General features: G+C 60.9%; 22 protein-coding genes. 11 read left to right on the top strand and 11 right to left on the bottom strand.

The window, feature by feature from the left end:
• Positions 1-180: 180 nt before the first annotated feature.
• From EPN59_RS11645 to EPN59_RS11635, 3 genes are all read right to left on the bottom strand, one after another.
• On the bottom strand, positions 181-483 hold the full coding sequence (locus EPN59_RS11645; protein WP_293035791.1) for a hypothetical protein: 303 nt from the start codon (positions 481-483) through the stop codon (positions 181-183).
• 47 nt (positions 484-530) lie between these two features.
• Positions 531-1,271 (bottom strand): hypothetical protein, encoded by a 741-nt coding sequence (locus EPN59_RS11640; protein ID WP_293035793.1) that lies wholly within the window; start codon positions 1,269-1,271, stop codon positions 531-533.
• A 71-nt stretch (positions 1,272-1,342) separates the two neighbouring features.
• Positions 1,343-2,554: a hypothetical protein gene (locus EPN59_RS11635; protein ID WP_293035795.1), complete on the bottom strand. Its 1,212-nt coding sequence runs from the start codon at positions 2,552-2,554 to the stop codon at positions 1,343-1,345.
• A gap of 144 nt (positions 2,555-2,698) precedes the next feature.
• On the opposite strand from EPN59_RS11635, the gene EPN59_RS11630 reads away from it, so the two are divergent.
• Positions 2,699-3,091 (top strand): helix-turn-helix transcriptional regulator, encoded by a 393-nt coding sequence (locus tag EPN59_RS11630; RefSeq protein WP_293035797.1) that lies wholly within the window; start codon positions 2,699-2,701, stop codon positions 3,089-3,091.
• 46 nt (positions 3,092-3,137) lie between these two features.
• Here the strand turns inward: EPN59_RS11630 and EPN59_RS11625 are convergent, their stop codons facing one another.
• The 4 genes from EPN59_RS11625 to EPN59_RS11610 all read right to left on the bottom strand — a co-directional run bounded on the left by EPN59_RS11625 (position 3,138) and on the right by EPN59_RS11610 (position 5,372).
• Positions 3,138-3,953, bottom strand: coding sequence for a helix-turn-helix domain-containing protein (locus EPN59_RS11625; protein WP_293035799.1), 816 nt, complete (start codon positions 3,951-3,953; stop codon positions 3,138-3,140).
• 81 nt (positions 3,954-4,034) lie between these two features.
• Positions 4,035-4,397, bottom strand: a complete 363-nt coding sequence (locus EPN59_RS11620) for a hypothetical protein (protein ID WP_293035801.1) — start codon at positions 4,395-4,397, stop codon at positions 4,035-4,037.
• Between the two features lie 164 nt (positions 4,398-4,561).
• Positions 4,562-4,795 (bottom strand): hypothetical protein, encoded by a 234-nt coding sequence (locus EPN59_RS11615; RefSeq protein ID WP_293035803.1) that lies wholly within the window; start codon positions 4,793-4,795, stop codon positions 4,562-4,564.
• 100 nt (positions 4,796-4,895) lie between these two features.
• Positions 4,896-5,372 (bottom strand): hypothetical protein, encoded by a 477-nt coding sequence (locus tag EPN59_RS11610; protein ID WP_293035805.1) that lies wholly within the window; start codon positions 5,370-5,372, stop codon positions 4,896-4,898.
• A gap of 390 nt (positions 5,373-5,762) precedes the next feature.
• On the opposite strand from EPN59_RS11610, the gene EPN59_RS11605 reads away from it, so the two are divergent.
• The 9 genes from EPN59_RS11605 to EPN59_RS11565 all read left to right on the top strand — a co-directional run bounded on the left by EPN59_RS11605 (position 5,763) and on the right by EPN59_RS11565 (position 15,883).
• Positions 5,763-7,247 carry a hypothetical protein gene (locus EPN59_RS11605; RefSeq protein ID WP_293035807.1) on the top strand — a complete coding sequence of 495 codons (1,485 nt, stop codon included), beginning with the start codon at positions 5,763-5,765 and terminating at the stop codon, positions 7,245-7,247.
• Positions 7,248-7,369: 122 nt separating this feature from the next.
• Positions 7,370-9,976, top strand: a complete 2,607-nt coding sequence (locus tag EPN59_RS11600) for a DotA/TraY family protein (protein ID WP_293035808.1) — start codon at positions 7,370-7,372, stop codon at positions 9,974-9,976.
• 734 nt (positions 9,977-10,710) lie between these two features.
• Positions 10,711-11,286 (top strand): hypothetical protein, encoded by a 576-nt coding sequence (locus EPN59_RS11595; RefSeq protein WP_293035810.1) that lies wholly within the window; start codon positions 10,711-10,713, stop codon positions 11,284-11,286.
• 10 nt (positions 11,287-11,296) lie between these two features.
• A complete protein-coding gene (locus EPN59_RS11590; protein WP_293035812.1) occupies positions 11,297-11,833 on the top strand; it encodes a hypothetical protein in 537 nt (178 codons plus the stop codon).
• Positions 11,834-11,848: 15 nt separating this feature from the next.
• Positions 11,849-13,102, top strand: coding sequence for a hypothetical protein (locus tag EPN59_RS11585; protein WP_293035814.1), 1,254 nt, complete (start codon positions 11,849-11,851; stop codon positions 13,100-13,102).
• A gap of 229 nt (positions 13,103-13,331) precedes the next feature.
• Entirely contained in the window at positions 13,332-13,760 is a 429-nt protein-coding gene (locus tag EPN59_RS11580) for a hypothetical protein (RefSeq protein ID WP_293035817.1), read from the top strand.
• Positions 13,761-13,821: 61 nt separating this feature from the next.
• Positions 13,822-14,013 carry a hypothetical protein gene (locus EPN59_RS11575; RefSeq protein WP_293035820.1) on the top strand — a complete coding sequence of 64 codons (192 nt, stop codon included), beginning with the start codon at positions 13,822-13,824 and terminating at the stop codon, positions 14,011-14,013.
• 68 nt (positions 14,014-14,081) lie between these two features.
• A complete protein-coding gene (locus EPN59_RS11570; protein ID WP_293035823.1) occupies positions 14,082-14,924 on the top strand; it encodes an abortive infection family protein in 843 nt (280 codons plus the stop codon).
• A 53-nt stretch (positions 14,925-14,977) separates the two neighbouring features.
• Positions 14,978-15,883, top strand: coding sequence for an abortive infection family protein (locus EPN59_RS11565; protein WP_293035826.1), 906 nt, complete (start codon positions 14,978-14,980; stop codon positions 15,881-15,883).
• 427 nt (positions 15,884-16,310) lie between these two features.
• On the opposite strand, the gene EPN59_RS11560 is transcribed toward EPN59_RS11565, so the two are convergent.
• The 4 genes from EPN59_RS11560 to EPN59_RS11545 all read right to left on the bottom strand — a co-directional run bounded on the left by EPN59_RS11560 (position 16,311) and on the right by EPN59_RS11545 (position 19,150).
• On the bottom strand, positions 16,311-16,871 hold the full coding sequence (locus EPN59_RS11560; RefSeq protein WP_293035828.1) for a carboxymuconolactone decarboxylase family protein: 561 nt from the start codon (positions 16,869-16,871) through the stop codon (positions 16,311-16,313).
• 80 nt (positions 16,872-16,951) lie between these two features.
• Complete coding sequence (locus EPN59_RS11555) at positions 16,952-17,506, bottom strand: sigma-70 family RNA polymerase sigma factor (protein WP_293035830.1); 555 nt, start codon at positions 17,504-17,506, stop codon at positions 16,952-16,954.
• 3 nt (positions 17,507-17,509) lie between these two features.
• Positions 17,510-17,719 (bottom strand): DUF2892 domain-containing protein, encoded by a 210-nt coding sequence (locus EPN59_RS11550; RefSeq protein WP_293035834.1) that lies wholly within the window; start codon positions 17,717-17,719, stop codon positions 17,510-17,512.
• A 381-nt stretch (positions 17,720-18,100) separates the two neighbouring features.
• A complete protein-coding gene (locus tag EPN59_RS11545) occupies positions 18,101-19,150 on the bottom strand; it encodes a Fic family protein (RefSeq protein WP_293035837.1) in 1,050 nt (349 codons plus the stop codon).
• Between the two features lie 315 nt (positions 19,151-19,465).
• Here EPN59_RS11545 and EPN59_RS11540 point away from each other — a divergent pair, with 315 nt between their 5' ends.
• Positions 19,466-20,278, top strand: coding sequence for a hypothetical protein (locus EPN59_RS11540; protein ID WP_293035840.1), 813 nt, complete (start codon positions 19,466-19,468; stop codon positions 20,276-20,278).
• Positions 20,279-20,288: the final 10 nt, after the last annotated feature.

Here is a 20,288-nt window from a genome sequence, read left to right as displayed (position 1 = left end):
GGCCGGAGGCCCGCATTCCGCCTTCGGCCCATCGCTCGCGATCGTTGCTGGGCACTGGACGAACGAGGCACGGTGCAGGCCAAACCGAATGCTCACGGTGACGGGCCGAAGGCAGAGTGCTCAAGGCGGCGAAAGCCGCCCGTTTCCTTTCCGCCAGAACTGCGACGCTTACCCACACGCTCAGCGGAAGCCCTGCATGTTCATCGCGGCGCCCAAGCGGTTGTACCATTGCTCAGCGCCGCGACCTGTGTGGAACGAGACGCGGTGTTGCGGACGGTCCAGGTCGGTCGTGTTGATCTGCACGTAGGGCTTGCGTATGTTGTTCGACGTCGACACCTCAACGGTTCGGACCTGCTCGAAACCGATGATCTGCGGCGTACTGAACCAGCCGGTCTTAACCAGCAGTTGTTGGCTACTCGGATCCAGTTCGAGCCGGAAACGACCGAATCCGCAGGAGTGGCGATGCGTCGGGTTGAACGACATGATTTCCTCGCTTATATCAGTTGATGTTGTGAGCGTCGCGACGCCGATCAGGACTGCTGCCCGCCCTCTTCAAACTTCCAGATCCAGATCCGGTAGTCGTAGAACGCACTGCTCACGACGCTCATCAGCGAGCTGTCTCCGAGCGGCACGTAGCCGGCGATGTACGCAATGCGAGCATTGATGGCGTCCAGGCGAACCTGAAGCGGATTGGCCTGGAACATCGGGCCGGTCGATGCCAGGGGAACGCTCATGGCGCGAAGCGGCGGCAACGGGCCGCGCGTGCGCTGCTCGCCCGTGTTCACGACGTTCAGCGGTGCGCGGGTTTGGTCGAGCTTATCGACGATCGCCTGGGTGTTGAGCGTGCCGGCTTGACCGACCGCGTCTTTCACGACGATCGGCGCGTCGCAGATCTGAAAGACCTCATCGTGCGAGCGCTTCGGGCTCGACCAGATGGTCGCGCGGATTTTCCAGCAGGGTAGATTCGCGCCGTACGTCAGGTAATCCAGGGCGACGCGCGGGTATGGGATCTGGCCGTAGTTCGCCCTCTGCTGATTCTGCCCAGCGAACAGGCCTGACAACGAACTGCCGCCCGAGATCGGCGTGTAGACCGGCCCCGAAGCGGCGGTAGCTCCGGCGCCCGATCCGCCGGTCACGCTGCCAATCGCGCTTTCGACGGCGCTATTGGCCTTTTGGACAAACCCGTTGATGTCAGGACCACCGTTCGCGCAGCCGCCCAACAGGCCGCAAAAAGCCGCCGCGATTGCGGCGGGCAGAACGTGCTGCTTCATTGTTTTCCCCGTATCGTTGTTGTTGAGCAACGTAACGCCCCGAAGGTGTTGTTGAAAGAACGGACAGAAGGTCAGAGTAGGAAGCCGGCGAGCCTCTGGTACAACGTGGGCTCCAAGGCGTTCGGTGAATCGGCCGTGTGCAACATCAGGGCCGTGCCGTTGCTGTCCTTGAACGTCGTGTTAAACGCCTGGTCGAATGCCGTTTCGAGGCGCGAGTCGATCATCCCCGGCACGGATGGCGCGCACAGGTTGTACTCGCCCGTCGGCATCCCGTTCGTTTGGTTTGCGGTCGGAATCATGCCGTTCGGGATCGACTGTACGCACGCAGCCGTCGCACTGGCCTTGTACGCGGCGACGAAGTTTTTGATGTTCGTCAGGCCAAAGCCGAGGCCACCGGGTGCGGTGCTGGTCAAGTAAGAAATCGTCGCCTCGAACGCCGGGTACGTCGTACCCATATCACCGCCCGTGCCGTTCGCGGTGATGAGGTCAGACGCCTGGACCGCGGCCAGAATGCTCGTCTTGCTGCCCATCGGCAGTTGTGCAACGGTCGTGGCCATGCCCTCCTGGAACCAGGATTCCATGCCGCCGAACGGTTCCGCGAGGCTGTACAACGCGGCATGCGTTCCCTCGTGCCGGAAGAGGTCGAAATAGCGCAAGCCCACCGTGCCGTCGGTGTACGACGTGGCACCCTCGTAGCGTGCGTCGAAATTCGCGCTGTCCGCCGACATGACTTGCATCACCACGCCGGGCAGCCCTTGCGCCGTCTGGCCCGTCACGCTGCTGCCGGACTCACCGACGCTTTGACCGAGGGCCGTGTCGACGCACAGCTGTACCTTGTTGGTGCCGTCGAACGCCACGCCCGACGCGGACAGGCCCAGCGCGGTGCGAATCTGCGGCACCGCCTGCTCGAACAGGGCGGCGGCGACCTCCTGGGCCTTAAGGCTGGCACCGTTGGTCGAGAAGACCACCACGTCCGGTGCGTCGACCACCGTCGAACTGACCGTGCCGGAGCACGCCGACTGCATGCCGCTGTTGCCCACGTTGAACGCCGGGCCGGAATAATTCGTGACCACCGCCGCCGCGATGTCGGCCGGAACGGTGTAAGACGCCAGCAGGGCGGCGCCGTTGGATGTGGTAGTGGTTCCGCCGCCCGTGCCGGTGCCGGACGAACCGCCATCGCCCCCGCCTCCGCCGCCGCAGGCGGCCAGGCTCCCCGCCAACACCGCAGTCGCCCCGATCACTGCAACGCTTTTCCCGAACTTGCTCGTGCACTGCGCATTCATCGCCACCGGCCCCCGTTGAAAAAGTTTTCGTACAATATCGCATTTATACGTTATTGAAAATATTATAAACGTTGTCGACTTCTGCAATGGTCGGCGACAACGGACACTCCGCTTTCCCCCCGCATTTCGAGGAAGGCATCGGCAGTGAGTGACCTTGATGAACGTCGTGAGTTTGTAGTAGCAATCGGAAGGGCCATCGCGGCTCGACGGAAGGCGCTTGGCATGACGCAGGAGAAACTCTCGGAACAGGCCGACATCACCCAGGCGACGCTTTCGAACATCGAGCGCGGAGCGGTCATGCCAGGACTCGATCGGCTGGCGCAGATCGCGGAGCTGCTCGATTGCAGGCTCGCCGATCTGTTCACGGAAACCGGAACGGCACCCATGGACCGGGCCATCCGTATCTGCCAGAAAATCTCCCGGCTGAATCCGGCGCAACAGGAAGCCCTGGAACGGATGATCGACGACGCGGTCGCGATTGCCGACCATGCGGCACCGTCAAAGGCGGCAAAGCGCCGCTCTCGCGATCGAGCGTGACGACCGGTGCATCGGCGGCCACCACCGTGTAGGCCGCCCCTATCTGTTACTGCTCCCCACTATCTAGTGCCGCATACGGCCGCCCTCGCCTCGGCCTCCCGTTTTTCTCCTTGAACTGCTCCAACGCTGCTCGCGCAAATCGTCGGTGCCCGCGATCATCCAGAATGAACGGCAGCTTTCCAGTGCTCGCCAGCCGCCAGACCGAGATCGGACTCGCGTAACCCAAGAAACGCGCGGCGTCGCTCGCGCCGAGTTCCGGTGCATTGAGGCGTGCTTGCCGCGCCGCTTCCTGCCGCGCCTTTCGCTCGCCCCTGGCGGCATCGTGATCTCGTGACGATCGGGCTGGCCCCCGGAACGCAGCAACGGCCTCGGGCCGGAACCGTCGGCGCCCGCGGTGATCCCGCTCGCACGGCAAGCACCTTTCATCCGCCCACCGCTCGACCGTCGCCCGGGGCACGCGGAATCGCCGGATGACATCGCTGATGGAGAACCAGCCTGCGTGCGGGTGCGCGGCAGCATAGGCTTCGACCGCTTCGCGCGGAAACACGAGGCGCGCGCCAATCTTGCGGAACGGAACGCCGACGGTCTTCAGTTGCTGGCTGGCCGCGCCGGGCCATCGCTGCCCGATGATGTGCGCGGCCTGGGCGGCCGTCAGTTCGTCGGCACCGATGGTCCGCTCGGCCGCGCGCCGTGCGGCGAAGGCGTCGAGGTCCGCCTCGTTGAACGTTCGGACGCAAAAACCCTCGTGTTGCTCAACGTGGCACGGCAGGTCGCCGCGCACCGCCCACTGCCGAGCGGTTGGGTAAGAGACACCCAGCCGGCGCGCGGCCTGGGCCAGGGTGAGTGAATAGGTCTTTTCCATCGCGCTCTCCGATGCCAGATTTCTGTACGGGCAAGCCCGCCGTCAGGCGGGCACGGTAGAGCAAGAAAGCGGCGGCGATCGTTACGCGGCCTCGGCCCACGTCGCGTCGTGCGCAGCGGCAGCGGCTTGAGCGACGTGCAAGCACCGACGCTCCAGGTCGTAAGCGAAGCGCTCGCCGTCGTCGCTATACGCGTCGATGAGCGCTTGCCGTGCGCCGGCCAGGCCGGCTTCGTCGTGGCCCGGTCGGGCGTGCGCCGGCACGACCGCTCCGTCGAAGCGGCGGACGTACGAGACGCCGAACTCTACGCCGTCGATCTGCAACAGCAGATTCAGGTAATACGTGCGGTCGAACGGATCGAGATCCACCGCGCGCTCATCGATGAAGTGCAGGTGCACGCTGTTCAACACAGTGTCGCGAATGTCGCGGGTCTGAAGGTTGGTCATGGTCGGTCCTCGGTGGGTGGTTGGGCGGTGCGGCCTGGAGATGGGTGTGGCCTATGGTTTGACTCTCTCGTACCGTTCTCGGCTTGGCAATATGAAATCAAGCAATCCGAATAAAAAACTTTTTGCCAATAACACGCGGCGTTACGATGACGATCAAAATCGCATCAACATGCCTTCCGCTTGCGCTGTGGGCCCGCCGGCATGGCGGCGATGCGTCGAGCCTGATGCACCTGATTGACCAGCGTGCTCGCGCTGCTCGGCGATACGGGCACCGCCATCTTTCTACCGTTCGGCGCTATAAGCTTGCCGTGCTTGCCGCCCTTCTCGAACGTCCAGCCTTCTTTGACAAGGCCGGCGATGTGTTTGCGAAGATCCTTCGAGCTGCTGTAGTACGCCATGGTGGGCTCCTCGGTGAGCGAGGAACGACGTGTCCCTCGTACCGAGCAACCCACCTGGAGAAAAAGGTGGGCACGGCCAGCGCGATGGTGTGAGGTGGCGTTACAGCCGGGTGCGGGCTTGACGCTCGTCGTGTCCGCCGACCTCGGCGATCACAGCGTCCGCGACCTCGCGCAGCCGTTGTCCTTCCTGCTGACGACGGTATGCCGCTATGCGATCCCACATGCGTTCGTCCGAGTCGAACGCCCAGATGAAGCCATGCTCGCTGTCGGGCAACGCGATCAGCGTGGTGTTTTCCCACTCGGCGCAATCGCCGTCGGTCGCCGGGTAATGCTGTTCGAAATCGATCAGGAAGGCCGCGTCGTTGATGAAGCCGTTTTCGAGGTGTCGGTAGATTCCGTCGACCGTGCCCTGGCCGTCCTGGTTCGCAGTGTAGGCAACGACGTCGATCACGCGCGGATCCGTGCTGGGGAAATGCGCTTGCATCGCGTCGAGGAAATCGCGGTCGTTGTACACAACGTCGCCGTTGTCGAACCAGGCCAGGATGTCGTCGAGAGGGATCAGTTTTTTGGTCGTCATAGCCTGGCTCCAAGTCGCGGTGTCATTGATGCGGCGGGAGGTACCGCCATCCGACGCACGTACCTTCCCGTACCTCCGAGGCTTTAGCAATATCCTGATCGGTGATTCTGAGTTATATATTTTTGCCACTAACACCGTTCGTTACCGACGTGGGTGGATACCGCACGAGCGGTAGGCTGCCGACGCAGCAAAGCCCAAAACCGATTTGGGCGCACGCGCCTCTGGCCTCGTTGCATCGCGCGAAGCGTTCCCTCCCGGTTCAGGATCGAAGGCACGGAACACGAAATGGTTCGAGGCGAAGTGAATTTGAGAAGAAGGCCAATCAACCTGGTCGTTTAGGGCCTTACGCAACGTCGAGTATGATGCAAATCAAAACATCAAGGGGCACGTATGGCTGGAAGAGACACGGGGCTGAATATCTACTTTTCCGACGTATTCGGTGTGCCCCCTCAGACCTTCGAAGAGTACGGCGCATTCAACGTCGCGCTGGTCAACGACCTACCATTATTCGTCGATCCATTCCTGCTGTACGATAGCCAGAAGCCGGTCTATCGGGAGTTGCACGACGGGATCATTACATACCTGTGCTTCCTACGTGACCGCGCGGTAGCAGGTGAGCTGACACCAGGCGCAATCTCGCAGTGGCTGTTATTCAAGGAAGTCAAGCAAAACTGGCTCGGCTTCAGCAAAACCGGCAACGTTGGAACCGGGCTAGGGCCTGACTTCGCGCGGGCTCTCGCCCGTAATTTGACCGCGGTATTCAAAGACTTCGGCAACGAGACGATCTCGCACGGAAGTCACCTGGAGAAATTGGGCCTGCTCAGCGGCGGCGTCGGGCGCGACCACCTCAGCGACTTCACCACGAATCTAATCAAGGGCTATCTGCTTGAGTACACGCAGACCTTTGCGCTTGAGCATGTTCGGCCAGAGCAACGAGCTCGTTGTCGGGTCGAGCGCGTTCGCTTCGACTATGAGGCCCAGCGCTGGCAAACCGGCTATTTCGAATTACCGGTTGCCAACGGAGACTACGTGATCCTGACACCGAAGGAAATCCTGACGCGCGATGAAGCGTGGATCAACCAGACCGACCTTCTCAACCGTTTCCACGACGTCTGCGTATCTCTGCCAGATGACGCTCTGCGAACACAGGTCAGCGAACATTTTTACCAGCAAATCAACAAGCGAACGAAGGAGAAGGAAAAGCGTGCCGCGGCGATGAGAACCATCGAGCAATTCCACGACCTACTGGATTACTACATCCGCTGGAAAGAAGAGCACGGTTCCGAAGCCCATCGATCTGCGGACGCCAAGGTACAGGAAACGCACCTGCAATTCGTCGAGAACATTCGCGCTCTGGTCAATCAACATCTGGCAGGCTCCGAGTTCTACAGCTACGACTCCTCGTATGAGCAGAGCATGAAGCGTGTGATGTATCTGAAACATGTCATTGAGGACCAGGGCGGCCAGCGTCTGTTTTACGTAAACGGGCAGCCGGTGCAGCGGGAGGTCGACTTGCATGTAATGTTTCGGCTCACGTGGTTCGCAAACTCGGGAGATCTCGATCTGAACGCAGAAGTCAACAACGGACGTGGTCCGGTGGATTTCAAGATCTCGAAGGGCAAAAAAAACTCGAACCTCGTAGAGTTCAAGCTCGCCAAGAACACATCTTTGGAAAAAAACCTCCAGCATCAGGTCAAAATCTACGAGAAGGCCAGCGACTCCCAAAAGTCGATCAAAGTGATCATGCATTTTTCCGACGCGGAACTCCAACGTGTGATGGACATCCTGAAGCGGCTGAAACTGACCGATTGCAAGGACATCGTTCTGATTGATGCGAGCCCGAAGATTTCGGCATCAAAAGCCGACGAACATTGACACTGCTCTTCGCAGTAGACCGCCCGTCGGCCATTCCCGCCTGCCCATTGCTCACAGCCCTCGCTCCGCTAGCTTGAGAAAAGCCGATCCGCATCGGCCTCCTCACGCCCGGAGCCTCGGCCATGATCACGCTTCCCCACCTCTCGCTGCACCGCACCCGCACGCCGTCGCTGATCGCGCTGCTCGGCATGGTGTCGATACTGCTGCTTCTCGCCGCAGTGCCTGCGCACGCGGCCGACCTGTTCTCGCCGGTGCCTGGCGACATGTCGATGAAGCTCTTCGTGAAGCCTCTGTTCGGCCCGGTCGTTGACGGAAGCTCAAGCCCGTTGAGCGGCGTGCTCGGCGCGTTCAACAGTGGCGTGCTCTTCCTGGGCGGTATTTTCGCGGCGTACACGATCCTCGCAGGTACGATGGCTACAGCGCACGACGGCGAGCTGCTGGGCAAGAAATGGTCGTCGATGTGGATCCCGGTTCGCACGAGCGTCGGCACCGCCGCGATCCTGCCCACCATGAAAGGCTTCTGCGCAGCCCAGGCGATCGTCGTCTGGCTGGCGATCCAGGGCATCGGCTTGGCCGATACGGTGTGGTCGCAGTTCGCCTCCAACCCGCTGGGCTCCGACGGCCAGGTCTACACGGGCGTCGACATGACGGCGAACGTGCGCAAACTGGCGACCAGCCTGCTGCTGGCGAACGTCTGCGCCGAATCGGCCAACCAGGCGATCGCCAAGGACCGGGCCTCCGGCGGGATGGGCGCTCGGATGTTCGGGTCGATGACGTTCGGGCCGACGCCATTCTCGAACACGTCGTCATCGGGCCAGGTGCAAACCGGCTACACCTACGGCGAAACCAGCGACCGCCTCGGCCTGCAAGCCGCTTGTGGCTCCGTCACGCTGACGCTCTCGGCGCCGCCGTCGAAAAGCGGCATCGAGCCGACGGGCCAAACGCAGGAACAGCTCGTCAACGTGCAAAACGTCACGACGGTCGTCGAGAAAGCGCATCAGACCGCTCTGCCCGCGTTGCAGACGGCGATGGACGCCCTGGCGAAACAGATCGTCGATCCGAACAGCCGGGTTTCGGCGCAGCAGGCCGCAACAGCCATTGACGTCGGCGTGAACGCGTACGCCCAGGCGATTGCGACGATCGGCAAAGCCGCGGCTGCGCAACAGATCGATGCGGATTACATCAATGCCATGCGTGCCGATGGGTGGGCCTACGCCGGCTTGTACTACGTCAAGATCGTCAGCGCGCAATCCGACATCGCGGCAGCAATCAGCGCGATCCCTGCGTCGGACGGCATGTCGAGCACGAGCCGCGCCGCGCTGTCGCTCTTCGTCGACGACATCGACGTCAACCTGAACAAGGCGAACGACATCCTGGCCGACGCGGCCCGGCGCGACGCCACGGGCTTAGCGCAGAACAACGCGGACGGTGGTAGCGGCGCGGACCGTATCGTCGCCTGGTTTGCGACCGGCAAGTCGGTCGTCGACTCGACGCTCAGCGGTGGCGGCCAGGTGAACGCGAACCCGCTGCTCGCCGTGGTCGAACTCGGCCACTCGATGATGTGGTGGGGCGAAGCCGCGTTCACCGCCGCGTCCTCCGTGTCGGTGCTCGGCGTGATCCCGCGCGTGAGCGACGTCATGCAGCTCGTCTACACGATCATCTCCGGCCCGTTCACGCTGATGTTCTCCGTGCTAGTCGGCGGTGGTGCCATGCTCGCGGTCTACCTGCCGATGATCCCGACGCTGATGTGGTACACCGCCGTCTTTTCGTGGGTCGTGACGCTGGCTGAAGCGGTGATCGCCGCGCCCATCTGGATGTGCATGCACTTGCATCCCAGTGGCGAAGAAACGGGGAAAGCGGCCTCCGGCTATTCGCTCATCCTGTCGCTGACCGTGCGCCCAGCGCTGATGGTGCTCGGCCTTTGCATGGCCATCGAAATCCTGCCCTTGGCGGGCGGGTTCGTGATGGGCACGTTCGCCATCGCGTTCCACATGAGCGTCACCAGCGGGCACTTCGCCGGCCTGTTCATCACCCTGGCCGGCTGCGTGATGTTCGTAACCGTCATGGTTCTGATCATCCGCAAAACCTTCTCGCTCATCCACGTCATCCCGGACCAGATCCTGACGTGGATCGGCAACGGCGCGGGCCAGCTCGGTTCAGCGGTCAAAGAGATGGACGGAACCGCGCACAACAAAATGGTGGGGGCGTTCTCGCACACGACCAAAGTGGCCGGCGCTGCCGGCGGTGGGTTGGGCAAAGCACTCGGTAAGGATCCGAACGGCAAGGGCAAAGGCGGCGGTCCGAAGCCGGAGCGTGACCCTGGCATCACCATCGGGCCGCGGGAACCGGACATCAAGGATCCGGTCGGCAAGAACAGCGACACGAAAGACAAGCCGGTCAAAGGCACCGCGGGCGACGAAGGCAGCTTGAGCGAAGCGCGACGGGCGGCGAAGGGTGCTGAGGGTAGCGCAGCCGAAGTGCATGCTCGAGACGACGCGGCTCCGGCTGAGCGTGAGGCGGACGTTCGGAACGAGGAGCCAGAGGACGATGGGACGGCGGAGGACGAATCGCAGCCGTCAGAGGAGCCGGCCACACGCGAGCGCGTCGCCCAGGTGACGGAACGTCCTGACACGGAGCGTAAGCCCACCCTGGCGGAAGACCTGGAAGCGTTCCAGGCGGCGCTGGGCCGGGAGGATAAGCAGAGCCAGTCGGAAAGAGATGCTGAGTGACGGGAAGTTCGAAACGGGTCGTATCAATGGCATCGTTTGCAAAGGCAAGGAGCCCGAGGCCCCTTGCTCTTCAACAGCTACGACGCTTTACGTTTGCGCATTGGAATGACCTTGGCATCATTCGCGGGTGCAGCTGCCGCATCCGCTTCCTCCAATGCCTGACGCGCAGCGCGCTCGGCAACCCGCGTCACAATGACATCCATACCGCCACGCGCCGCTATCCGGACATTGCGAGCCGCCCCGCCCGAGACGTAACCACCGTTGTGGAAAATTGAACTACACCAACTATCAGACCCTTTTTTCACACGACACCTCAATTCAATTCAGAAATTAACGTTAAGCAAACCCCTTGTTGCCAGCTGAAACGCTGGCGAAGAACAATGCCTTGGCAATGACGCCGCGACGAATAAGGTCGAGCCCTGCGCAACTAGTTTTTGTTGCATGGTGAGGAAACACGCCAATCGTAAGAATACGCGATCCAACGAGGCACGCAACATTTATTGCACAAATATCCGAAGATGCATCAGAAAGAACAATTTATCAACGAAGTTATCCACACAAGCTGTGAATAACCTCGTTGAGACAAGCTGACGGAAGCGCGAACCTCGACCTCCAATCAATCCGGTTTCGATAGACCGCCCGTCGCCCCTCCCATCTCTCGCATTGCTCGCCCCCGTCCCTCGCCGTAACGTCAATTAAGCCCTCCTTCCTGGGCATCATTGACGGAGTTCGGCATGGGACTGAAAACTTGGGGCATCAAAGCCGCGAAGGTGCTGCGCAACGACGCGGGCGCCCTCGTCGATGAGCGGCAGCATCGCGAAACCATCGGGCATATCCGCGGCGCTGCTCAGCAAATCTTCACGCCTGCACCCCGCTCGCAGTGGTCGAAGCTCTCCGATCCGCCGGATCGTGCGGCGTTCGCAGCGAAGTACCACGCGGTCGGGTTGAACGAGGCGGATCTGGCAGCACGGCATGCGTCGTTCGCCCGCTCCGCCTGGGTGTCCGCCGTCGCGTTCATCTTCCTTTTCACCCTGCTCGCTTGCACCGTCGTCCAGCGCGGCGCGGCGTCCATCCCCCTGGTTCTGAGCGGCCTCTTCGCCGTGTCGATTGCTGGCGCGCTCTGGTTCCGGTACGCCCTGTGGTCGTTTCAGCTTCGGCATCGATACCTGGACGGCGTGGCGATCTTCCTGCGCTCGCCCGGTGAATGGATCCCGCCGGCCTCGATGCCGGTGGTGTCCGTGACCGACTCGGCCGGCCGCTCGATGGTCGTGGTCGACGAGACCGGTCGTAACGACCCGGACCAGCACTGAGGGGCGCGACATGATCAAACCGACTCTCACCCTGGTTCTTGCGGTGTCGGCCCTGTCCAGCGCCCCGGCGTTCGCAGCCCGCGCGTGCAACCCGCAGGTAGAAGCGAACATCAAGGCCGGGCAGGCCGCGGCCATCGCCAAAGACGCATCAGACGCCACCGCGCCGCTGCACGACTTGCAGCAGTCGCCGGTTACGTCCGCCAGCAGCGGTGCCTTCGGCTGCGTGTCGTCCGTCTGGCCGACGATCAACAGCGGCTTCCGCTTACCGACGATGGATCAGATCATCGGCGGTGTGGTGTCGTCGTCGATCCAGAAAGCCTGCACCGCCGCCCGCAGCGAAATCGCCAGCGCAACCAGCGGCATCAACGCAACGGCGCAACAGGTTACGACCCAGGTCAACAACGTCACCAACACCATCCCAGGCATGTCGTCGATCGTGGGCTCCAGCAGCACCACGAGCGTGGTCGGTGCTGCGACCAGCGGCGCGCAGACCGGTACGTCGGCGCCCGTCACATCCGGGTGGAACACCATCCGCTCGCTGTTCTAACCCGGAGAATCGACCATGAACCAACGCTTTCGTTTTCCCGCCCGCGCGACCTTGGCCGCCCTGCTTGCCGCTGGTGCGGTAAGCATCGCCGCGCCCGCGCATGCCGAAACGGTGTGGGATCCGGGTGTCAACGCCACGCTCGTCAACGGCTTCGCGGCCACCGGCTCCGGCCTGAGCGGAATCATCGGCGAGCTGCAATCGATTCTGGCCTACCTCATGGGCACGACCACCGGCGGCAACGGCCTGGTCGAAACCGTCGCATCGATGAACGATAAGCTCGCCCATGCGAACGCGACGGCCGACCAGAACTGGGCGATGAACGACACCACCGACCGGCGTCGGCGCGCGGAAACGATCGTCGCCCAGCGTCGGATCGCTCGGGCAGACGACGTCGGCGGCTGCGAAGAGGCCACGGCCGCCGGTGGGCGCGGTGCCGGCTCGGCCGCGACCCAGGCGTCGAAGCTGTCGATCGACGCGAACATCATGGCGAAAATGACGGAGAACCAAAACGGGTTCACCGAGAAAGCCGAAGTGCTGAACCGAGCGAACTACTGTTCCGCCCAGGACGTGACGAACAAGCGGCCTGGCTGCTCTGCCGTCGGGCAACTGCCGGGCGCCGACATCGCGCTCGGCACGCTCACCACACCGCCGACGAAGGACGCGTCGACACCGTCGAACGTGACGCTGGCTTCTGGTGCGCAACAGGATGCAGCAAAGGCCGTGATCCGGAACGTCGTGTCGCCGATCCCGCCGCAAGATCCGCCGCCGTCGGCCGCAGCAACGCCCCAGGCCGCCGAGTATTTCGCCGAAGTGAACGTGTTCCGCGCGCGCCTGTCGGCCGCAGCCGACGCGCTGAGCAACATCGCCTCGATCCGGTTTGCGAACCCGGCTCTGGCGCAACAGGCGGTCAACGGCGAGACGGTCGGCCAGACGTGGAACGATCCGGCGACGAAGGCAAAGTATGCTCAGCTCTTCCCTGGTCAGCCGTTCCCCACCGTGCCGTCGGAATGGGAGCTGTTGCGGTACGACGTGTACAGCCGATGGGCCGACGCGACCGGTGCCGACAGTTGGCAAAGCCGCGTGGCGACGATGACGCAAGAGGAAACCGGGCGCGAAACGATCCGGCTGCTGGCCGAGATGTCGCGCATCCAGATGCTCCAGGTCGAGCGGCAGGACGACACGAACAAGATCCTGGCCGCCTTGCTGTCGAGTGACCTGGATCCGCGAACCCGGCAGCAGCTCGAGGAACTGCGCAAGACGATCCACTGACGGACTTGCCCGATCCACCACACCGCCCGGCCGCCCGCCGGGCGATTTGCTTGCGGGGGCCGGCGTCCGCGCACATTGGCTCGTTGGCACATCGACACAGATGTGTCATGGCACAAATGTGCCGCCTCGCCTGCCGGTAGACCTCTCGTCCGGCATTCCAGCCCCGGGTGTTGCCGACCACGACGTTCTCCGCGATGTTGAGTACGACGACATCACCGTGGAAAATGCCATGACCATCAAACCGCTCCTGGTCGCGCTGCTCTCCAGCCTCGCGTTGCTCACCGCCCCCGCGCACGCGCAGCGGATCACGGAGTACTACACGTACCAGGACGCCACGGCCGGCGGTTGCACCGCGCGTTTCATGCACCGGCAAACGTACGACGGGGGCATCGCCGGAAACGCGATCACCGGGTACGGCGTGTGGGTGAAGGTCGCCGACTCGTGTGGCGGCGGGTACAACGACACGGCAAACTTCGCGGCGATGGGCTACTGCTCGACGGAGGTGCTCACCGACTCGGCGTGGTGCTCGGTTTCCGGAGTCGTGCTGCGTACGTGGCGGGTGCACGCGAACTGCTCGCGCCAACTGCTCTCGCAAATGGACGGCGCGGCGTACACGGGTCAGGCAAGTGCTGCGTGCGTGGGAACGCCGATCAGCTGAACCAGGGGCAGCGCCGACGGCCGCTGTAAAATCCACCGTCAAAGCTTTCTGAGCACGAGCCATGGAGTACCGCGTCAGTTACGAACACAGCCTCGCGAGCGCACCGGACGATTACATCGTCAACGTGCCATCGCAACTGGTCGATGGCATCCCAGCCAACATTCCCCGTGCGCTGCTGCCTGAGTACATCACGGACTTGATCCGGCAGCGCTCCCCGCAGATCGGCAAGATCCGAGCACTGCGCATCCTGTAACAGCAACGCGCATTTCCGATGGCCTTTTAGTGAGAAAATGAAGCGGGTAAATCACGCGAAGAACGAAAATGCTCCTCCCGCTGAACGACGGAATAATCGCGGTTGTTTGCCAACTGATCGACGATGCCAAAGCCAAACAGGCTGGCGGGGATTTCCGGGAGCCCACTCATTCGGACATTGGGTTTCTGGTCAACAAGGTTGGGCTGGGGACAGTTGATCCGAAGCAACAAGGGCAGCAAGGCGGCAAGGCAAAGAGAGTCCGCGCGATTCTGCACGAAGCATTACTCGACAATGAAGAGGCCGGTGCACAGCTTGTCCACGCCCTGCTTGTCAAGGTGCGCGCGTGCGGTGGATTTCGCACGAGTTCGGACAACTACGTGGGCGATGAGGCGATTGCCAACGCCAAGGCGGCCTTTGAAGCCGAAGGTTTCTGGCTGGCTGACGACGGTACGTTTGGTGCAAAGGTGCTCGACGGGTTAAAAGGTGCCGAATTGACCAAGACGCTCCAAAGCTACGCAATTCGGGCGCAACGGGGTTCGCAGGACGCTGCTCTGCTCATGGGAACTGGCAAAGACCTCATGGAAGCAACGGCCGCCCACGTATTGATGACGATAAGCGGCACATACCCCGCAGGCGCGAACTTCGTATCGTTGCTCGGCATGGCCTTCATGGCGCTCGGTTTGAAGGTTCCTGAACAACAATCCGAACCTGGCGAGCCACCCATTGGCGCCCTGGAGCGCAGCCTCTTCTCTGCGGCCTGTGCGGCCAACAAGTTAAGAAATAAGGAAGGGACCGGGCACGGGCGCCCATGGCTACCGCGGGTGGGCGATGCTGAGGCCAAAGCCGCTATCGAAATCGCGGGATCCGTTTCCGGCTACCTGCTCGCAAAACTGCAATCGCGCACTCGTTGACGACTCCTAACCGGAGCGGGCCCACGAACCGCGTGCATAGCACCGAGATCGCCATGAAAATAAGCGAAGTTACTCGCCGCGACATCATCGACTCGCTCGTTTCAGAAAATGTGGAATGGAGCGGGCGGTTGGAGGACCAGGAGTTTCTTGCTCGACTGTTCGACTTGAACAGCATGCCGTCAACGGATCACCGATACCCCAATGCCGCCGGCGACATCTGGAAGCATCGCGTCGCCAATTTCGATTGGCCTTCCGATTGGGTTTTCTATGACGAGCGCTTCAACCTTTTGCACGGCGACGACGAGGTATTTCTCCGCTTTCTCTGCGAAATGCTCCACCCCGTTGTCAGGCCTGACCCAACGGAATGTGAGCGCCTACTCCAAATGTTCAATCAACGGCTGGTCGCTGACGGGTTTGAACTCGCCGAGCGAACCCGCATTTCCGGTCGACCGGTCTATGCGGGACGGCAGGCTGGGCTCGCGAACTCAAAGCCTGGGGTATCGGCCGCAAAACAGACCCTCGCGGCCACCGATCCAGGATATGTATCTCAGCAGATCACACGTATGGAGGCGGCCCTCGATAGCGATCCCAGCTTGGCGATCGGCACCGCCAAAGAGCTGGTCGAGTCGTGCTGCAAGACCATCTTGACGGAGCGCGGCGTGGATTTTGCCAACGGCGCAGCGCTGCCCGAGCTTGTGAAGTTGGTCGCCAAAGAGCTGCGCCTCACGCCCGACGGAATTCCCGAGGAGGCCAAAGCCGCTGAAACAATCAAGCGGCTGCTGAGCAATCTCGCGAGTATCACCCAAGGGGTTTCTGAACTTCGCAACCATTACGGCACCGGACACGGTAAAGCCGCGGGTGCCCGAGGGCTGCAGCCGCGCCACGCACGCCTCGCCGTCGGGGCAGCGTCGACCCTGGCGGTCTTTCTCGCCGAAACGCATATCGCGAGGACGAAATAGATCGATCGAGGGATGAGCACAGGTGCTCAACGCCTCGTGCAGTATCCGCCGATCGACGTCGTTATCGCCTGGAAAACGCATCGCGGACACCCGGCAGCGACATGCGGTTATACTGTCTGGGCTGAATATGGTGGCGATTTCCCGCGACAACTCCAAATGCGATCCCGGGCCACGCCCACCATAACCTACTGATTTCATTTGGCTTTTCGTCGTCTCTGGCGTATCCCTGATTCGCCACCAGTTGTAAAAAAGCCGCTGTTCCACAAGGTTCAGCGGCTTTTTCTTTGCCTGTCACTTTTCGGCGGCCCCACCGGGGCCGCTTTCCCATGTCCGCAGTGCGCGCAATCAATGCGTTCTCAACGCGTGCCCATCGCGTGCACATCGCGTGCACATCGCGCGCCACCAGGCCGCAATTCCGGCGACGGCGTCAACTCACCTTGTAAGCCGAAAATCTCGAATCGACTTCGGTCCCGAATGCGTGATTGGAGTAATTGCTCAGAACCTTAACGGAGACGGCCAGGATGATGTAGAGCATATCCTGCTCCTTATAGCCGGCATCGAGAAAGGCGGCGACCTTGTCTTCGCCCGGTTGGCCGAGCGTACGAACGATGTCTTGAGTCAGACCGAACAGCGCTGCCAGCCTGGCATCGGGGATAGGTTGGCTGTTGCGAATGGCCTGCAGGACCGGAGCGGGCACTCCCGACATCTTGTCGGCAATCATGCTGTGAGCTGCCGTGCAATAGGCGCAGCCATTAATCTGGCTCACGGCCAGAAACACAACCTCCTGCTCAGCCGGGGAAAAGCCGGACTCCCCCCGGAACAGTCCGTAGCCGTGCAGATACGTGTCGAGAACCGCCGGAACATTGGCCATGTTGGCATACATGTTGGGGATGAAACCAACCTGTTTGCGAGCCGTGTCCAGGATCTCTTTCTGCTTGCCTTCTGCAGATGCATGGTCAACAGGGGCAAGCGTTTTGATGTAGGGCATGTCATCTCCATCGATGAGAAAAATAGGATTACAGAATTTCAATCGCGGTCAGTCGAGCCGGATCGGGATTGCTCACGCGTTCACCTCTTGCCACCCTCACGCGGAGCGGGGTCTGGGCCCAGCATGTATTCGCGCACCAGCTCCCGCGCGCGATGCAACCGGCTTTTGACCGCGCCCTGCGGCTCGCCCAGACGCTCCGCAATCTCGGCAATCGTCAACTCTTCGAAATCGCGTAGCAGCACGACTTCCAGGTAGTGCGCGGGCAACGATTCCAGGGCGTTGGCGAGGTCCACGCGTAGCGCGTCGTCGCTTCGGCGGGCGAGCAACTCCTCAGCAGCCTCTTCCGGCAATGGGTCGTGCCGGAACATCATCCGTTGAAGCCTGTGGCATTCACGCTTGATGACTGTGAACAGCCAGGCCGAGAACGCAGCGGCTGCCTTGAGACCCTTCACCTTACGCGAAATGACAAGAAGCGACTCTTGCACGGCATCGTCGACATCGCTGGCGTGGCAGTGCTTGTATGCGTAACGCCGGGCGTCGGCCTGACATACGGCGAGCAGACGTGAGATAGCAGCAGGGTCTCCCGTCTGGGCAGCCAGTATCAAGTTGTCCCGCTCGACCCTGCTCGTTGCCATGGCTTAGTGCCCCTTGTCCAGTTTGCGCCCCACCATCGCACACATGGGGCAAAAGCCGATCAGGCCGCTCATGGCCAGTATCGCGCCCACGATGCCCGCGCCGATGGCCAGGCTTGAACCACCCCGGTTCATGACGGCAAAGCCCAGGCTCATCAGGCCCATGATGACGCGCAGGACGCGCTCCCAGTTCGGCACGTTCTTGACATAGAACATGGCACTTTCCTTTGTCGGTGATTGAGGACGGCCCTCGCAGACTAGGAGGCATCCACCAGGCAAAACGGTTCGCCGAAAATGAAGAAAAGTGCGTCCGGGTTGCTATCCGTTTACTGGGGCGCAGACAGCAAGGGTAGCGAGCTTGCGAAAATTGACTTGATTTTTGCGCGCAGGAAGGCGCTTTGAAGATGTCCGGATAAGAGGGTCAAAAATGGTTGGTCAGTGCAGTGAGCCAGGCGGGTGAATGACTCACCAGCCAGGCTTCGATGGTTTTGTCGTCCCAGCCCAGGATAAGCCCGGCGATAGCCACCATGATGGCACCCATGGCCAATCAGGCTTTTTCCACCAGGACAGTCGGCCGCAAGTTCGCACGCGTGTAACTCACTTCAGTCCATACCAGACGCCACGCCCACTGCCGTGCAGCTCAAGATGTCCGCGCTCGATCAGATCGCGGAAGTGCTGCTTCAAGGTGTTGCGATTGCTGCCTGTCAGCTTGATCGCCTCGGCCATCGTGATGCGGCCATGCTCACGGGCGAACTCGACAATCTGCAAGGACAGCGCGGGCAGTGAGGCCAGTACGATCTTCTCGCGCTCGACCTTCTTCTCAAGCCGCCGTACCTGCTCCGCCAGCGAACGCAGAAAGAACAGTAGCCACGGCTGCCAGTTGGGTGCATCGGCGCGGATCGTGCCCTGCGTCTGACGTAGTGCGAGGTAGTAGGCTTCCTTGTTCACCTCGACCACGCTTTCCAGCGAGCTATACGGGACATAGGCATAGCCTGCCTGAAGCAGCAACAAGGTTGTCAGCACCCGGCTGAGCCGGCCGTTGCCGTCCTGGAACGGATGGATTTCCAGGAACACAACCACGAAAACAGCGATGACGAGCAGCGGGTGCAGGTGCGCCTTCTCGCGCTCGTCACTTACCCATTGCACCAGTTCCGCCATCAGACGCGGCGTGTCGAACGGTGCAGCCGTCTCGAACACGATGCCGATCTGCACGCCGTTTTCGTCGAAGGCCGCGACGCTGTTGGAACTGGTCTTGTAGTGACCCCGGTGCCGCTCGTCCTTCTGGCTGTACTGCAGCAGAATCTGGTGGAGCTGCTTGATATGGTTCTCGTTGAATGGGATGTTTTCCCACGCCTGAAACATCAAGTCCATCACCTCGGCATAACCCGCCACCTCCTGCTCGTCGCGCGTCTCGAACTGCTTGATGGCGAGGCTGGATAGCAGGCGCTCGACGTCGCGGTCGTTCAACTTGCTGCCCTCGATGCGGGTGGACGAACCGATGCTCTCGATGGTCGCGACGCGCCGCAAGGCCGATAGCCGGTCAGGTGCGAGCGTGCCCAAGGCACGCCATGCGCCCTTGAATTCCTCGATCCGGGCAATCAGGCGCAAGACTTCCGGTGTGATCTGCAGGGTGTCGGTTCGGAACATGAACCGATACTACACCCATTTACACCCATTTATTTAACTACCGGGAAATGGGTGGAAATGGGTGGAAAAATGGTTTCGCTAGTTGGCAGGCACGAAGTCATCCAGCTTCGCCACGGTGAACATCGCCTCGGTGTAACCATCTGCTCCATACATCGCTCCACGCTCAGTGTTGTTCGCTTTCTGGGTTTGGCGTTCACCGCGCTCATGCGACGACCACAAGTGCTAGTTCGGCTAGCTTGTCAGCATTCCCGACAATTCTTTCATAATGCTTTCATGCAAAACCCATAGCCTACAAAAACCGAACGGAGGCTGTGGATGAAAATGAAGCGAATTTTCTTACCTACGGCAGAACTCTATCTGAGCCCGATATATTGCATCGCTATGGGCGCCCGCCTGCATGGTATAGACGTTTCCGAGGCGGAGTTGCTGACCATCTACCCTGTCGGGAAATCTGGTAATCGCGAGGATCTTTATTTTCACATCGCCGAATCTCTCGGGCTTCAGCTTAATAAAGTAAGCATAGACGAAATAGATCCAGAATCCAGCCCCGGGCTCTATTTGCTTATAAATAAAAATATCAGCGGGGCTTTGGTCGATGCTCGCAGCGTAGAGATGCCAGTTGTCATATATCGCCCCAACGAAGGGAAAACCATTGCGGAACAAGCAGATTTCTCAGATTTTGCCGAAACGTATTTAATACACAAAAACAAAACTGGAAAAATCATTCCAGCACTCCCGAGCACACCCCATTTTTACACGCTAAAAAACGAATCTGGAAATTTTGAAAATCTGCCGTCAACTGGAGTGATCGATGCAAGCCACACATCGATAGATGTGTACATTCATTACAAAAGAACCTCGATAGAAGCGCACATCCTCGATCCAGCGATAAAAAATCTCTACCCGCGCTTCTGCAAAGAGTATTTACAGTCAATACACTCAGCGTATTTTAAACATTTCGACAATCAAGCCGGAATTTTTCGAAGTAACTCCGCAACACGTAATAATCTGCCGTTCGCGGCTCCACACAGGATTGACTCGTTACTCGAGCAGTTATTCGAGAATCTCAAACGCCCTGAAGAACTAAAGCACCTTGAGACAACCCAACTCGCCGAGATTGTGGCATAGACTTTCTCAG

The sequence above is a fragment of the Paraburkholderia sp. genome (assembly GCF_004298475.1).
GTDB classification, from domain to species: domain Bacteria; phylum Pseudomonadota; class Gammaproteobacteria; order Burkholderiales; family Burkholderiaceae; genus Paraburkholderia; species Paraburkholderia denitrificans.
Note: the sequence above shows the minus strand (reverse complement) of the source record. Positions and strands in the feature narration are given on the sequence as shown.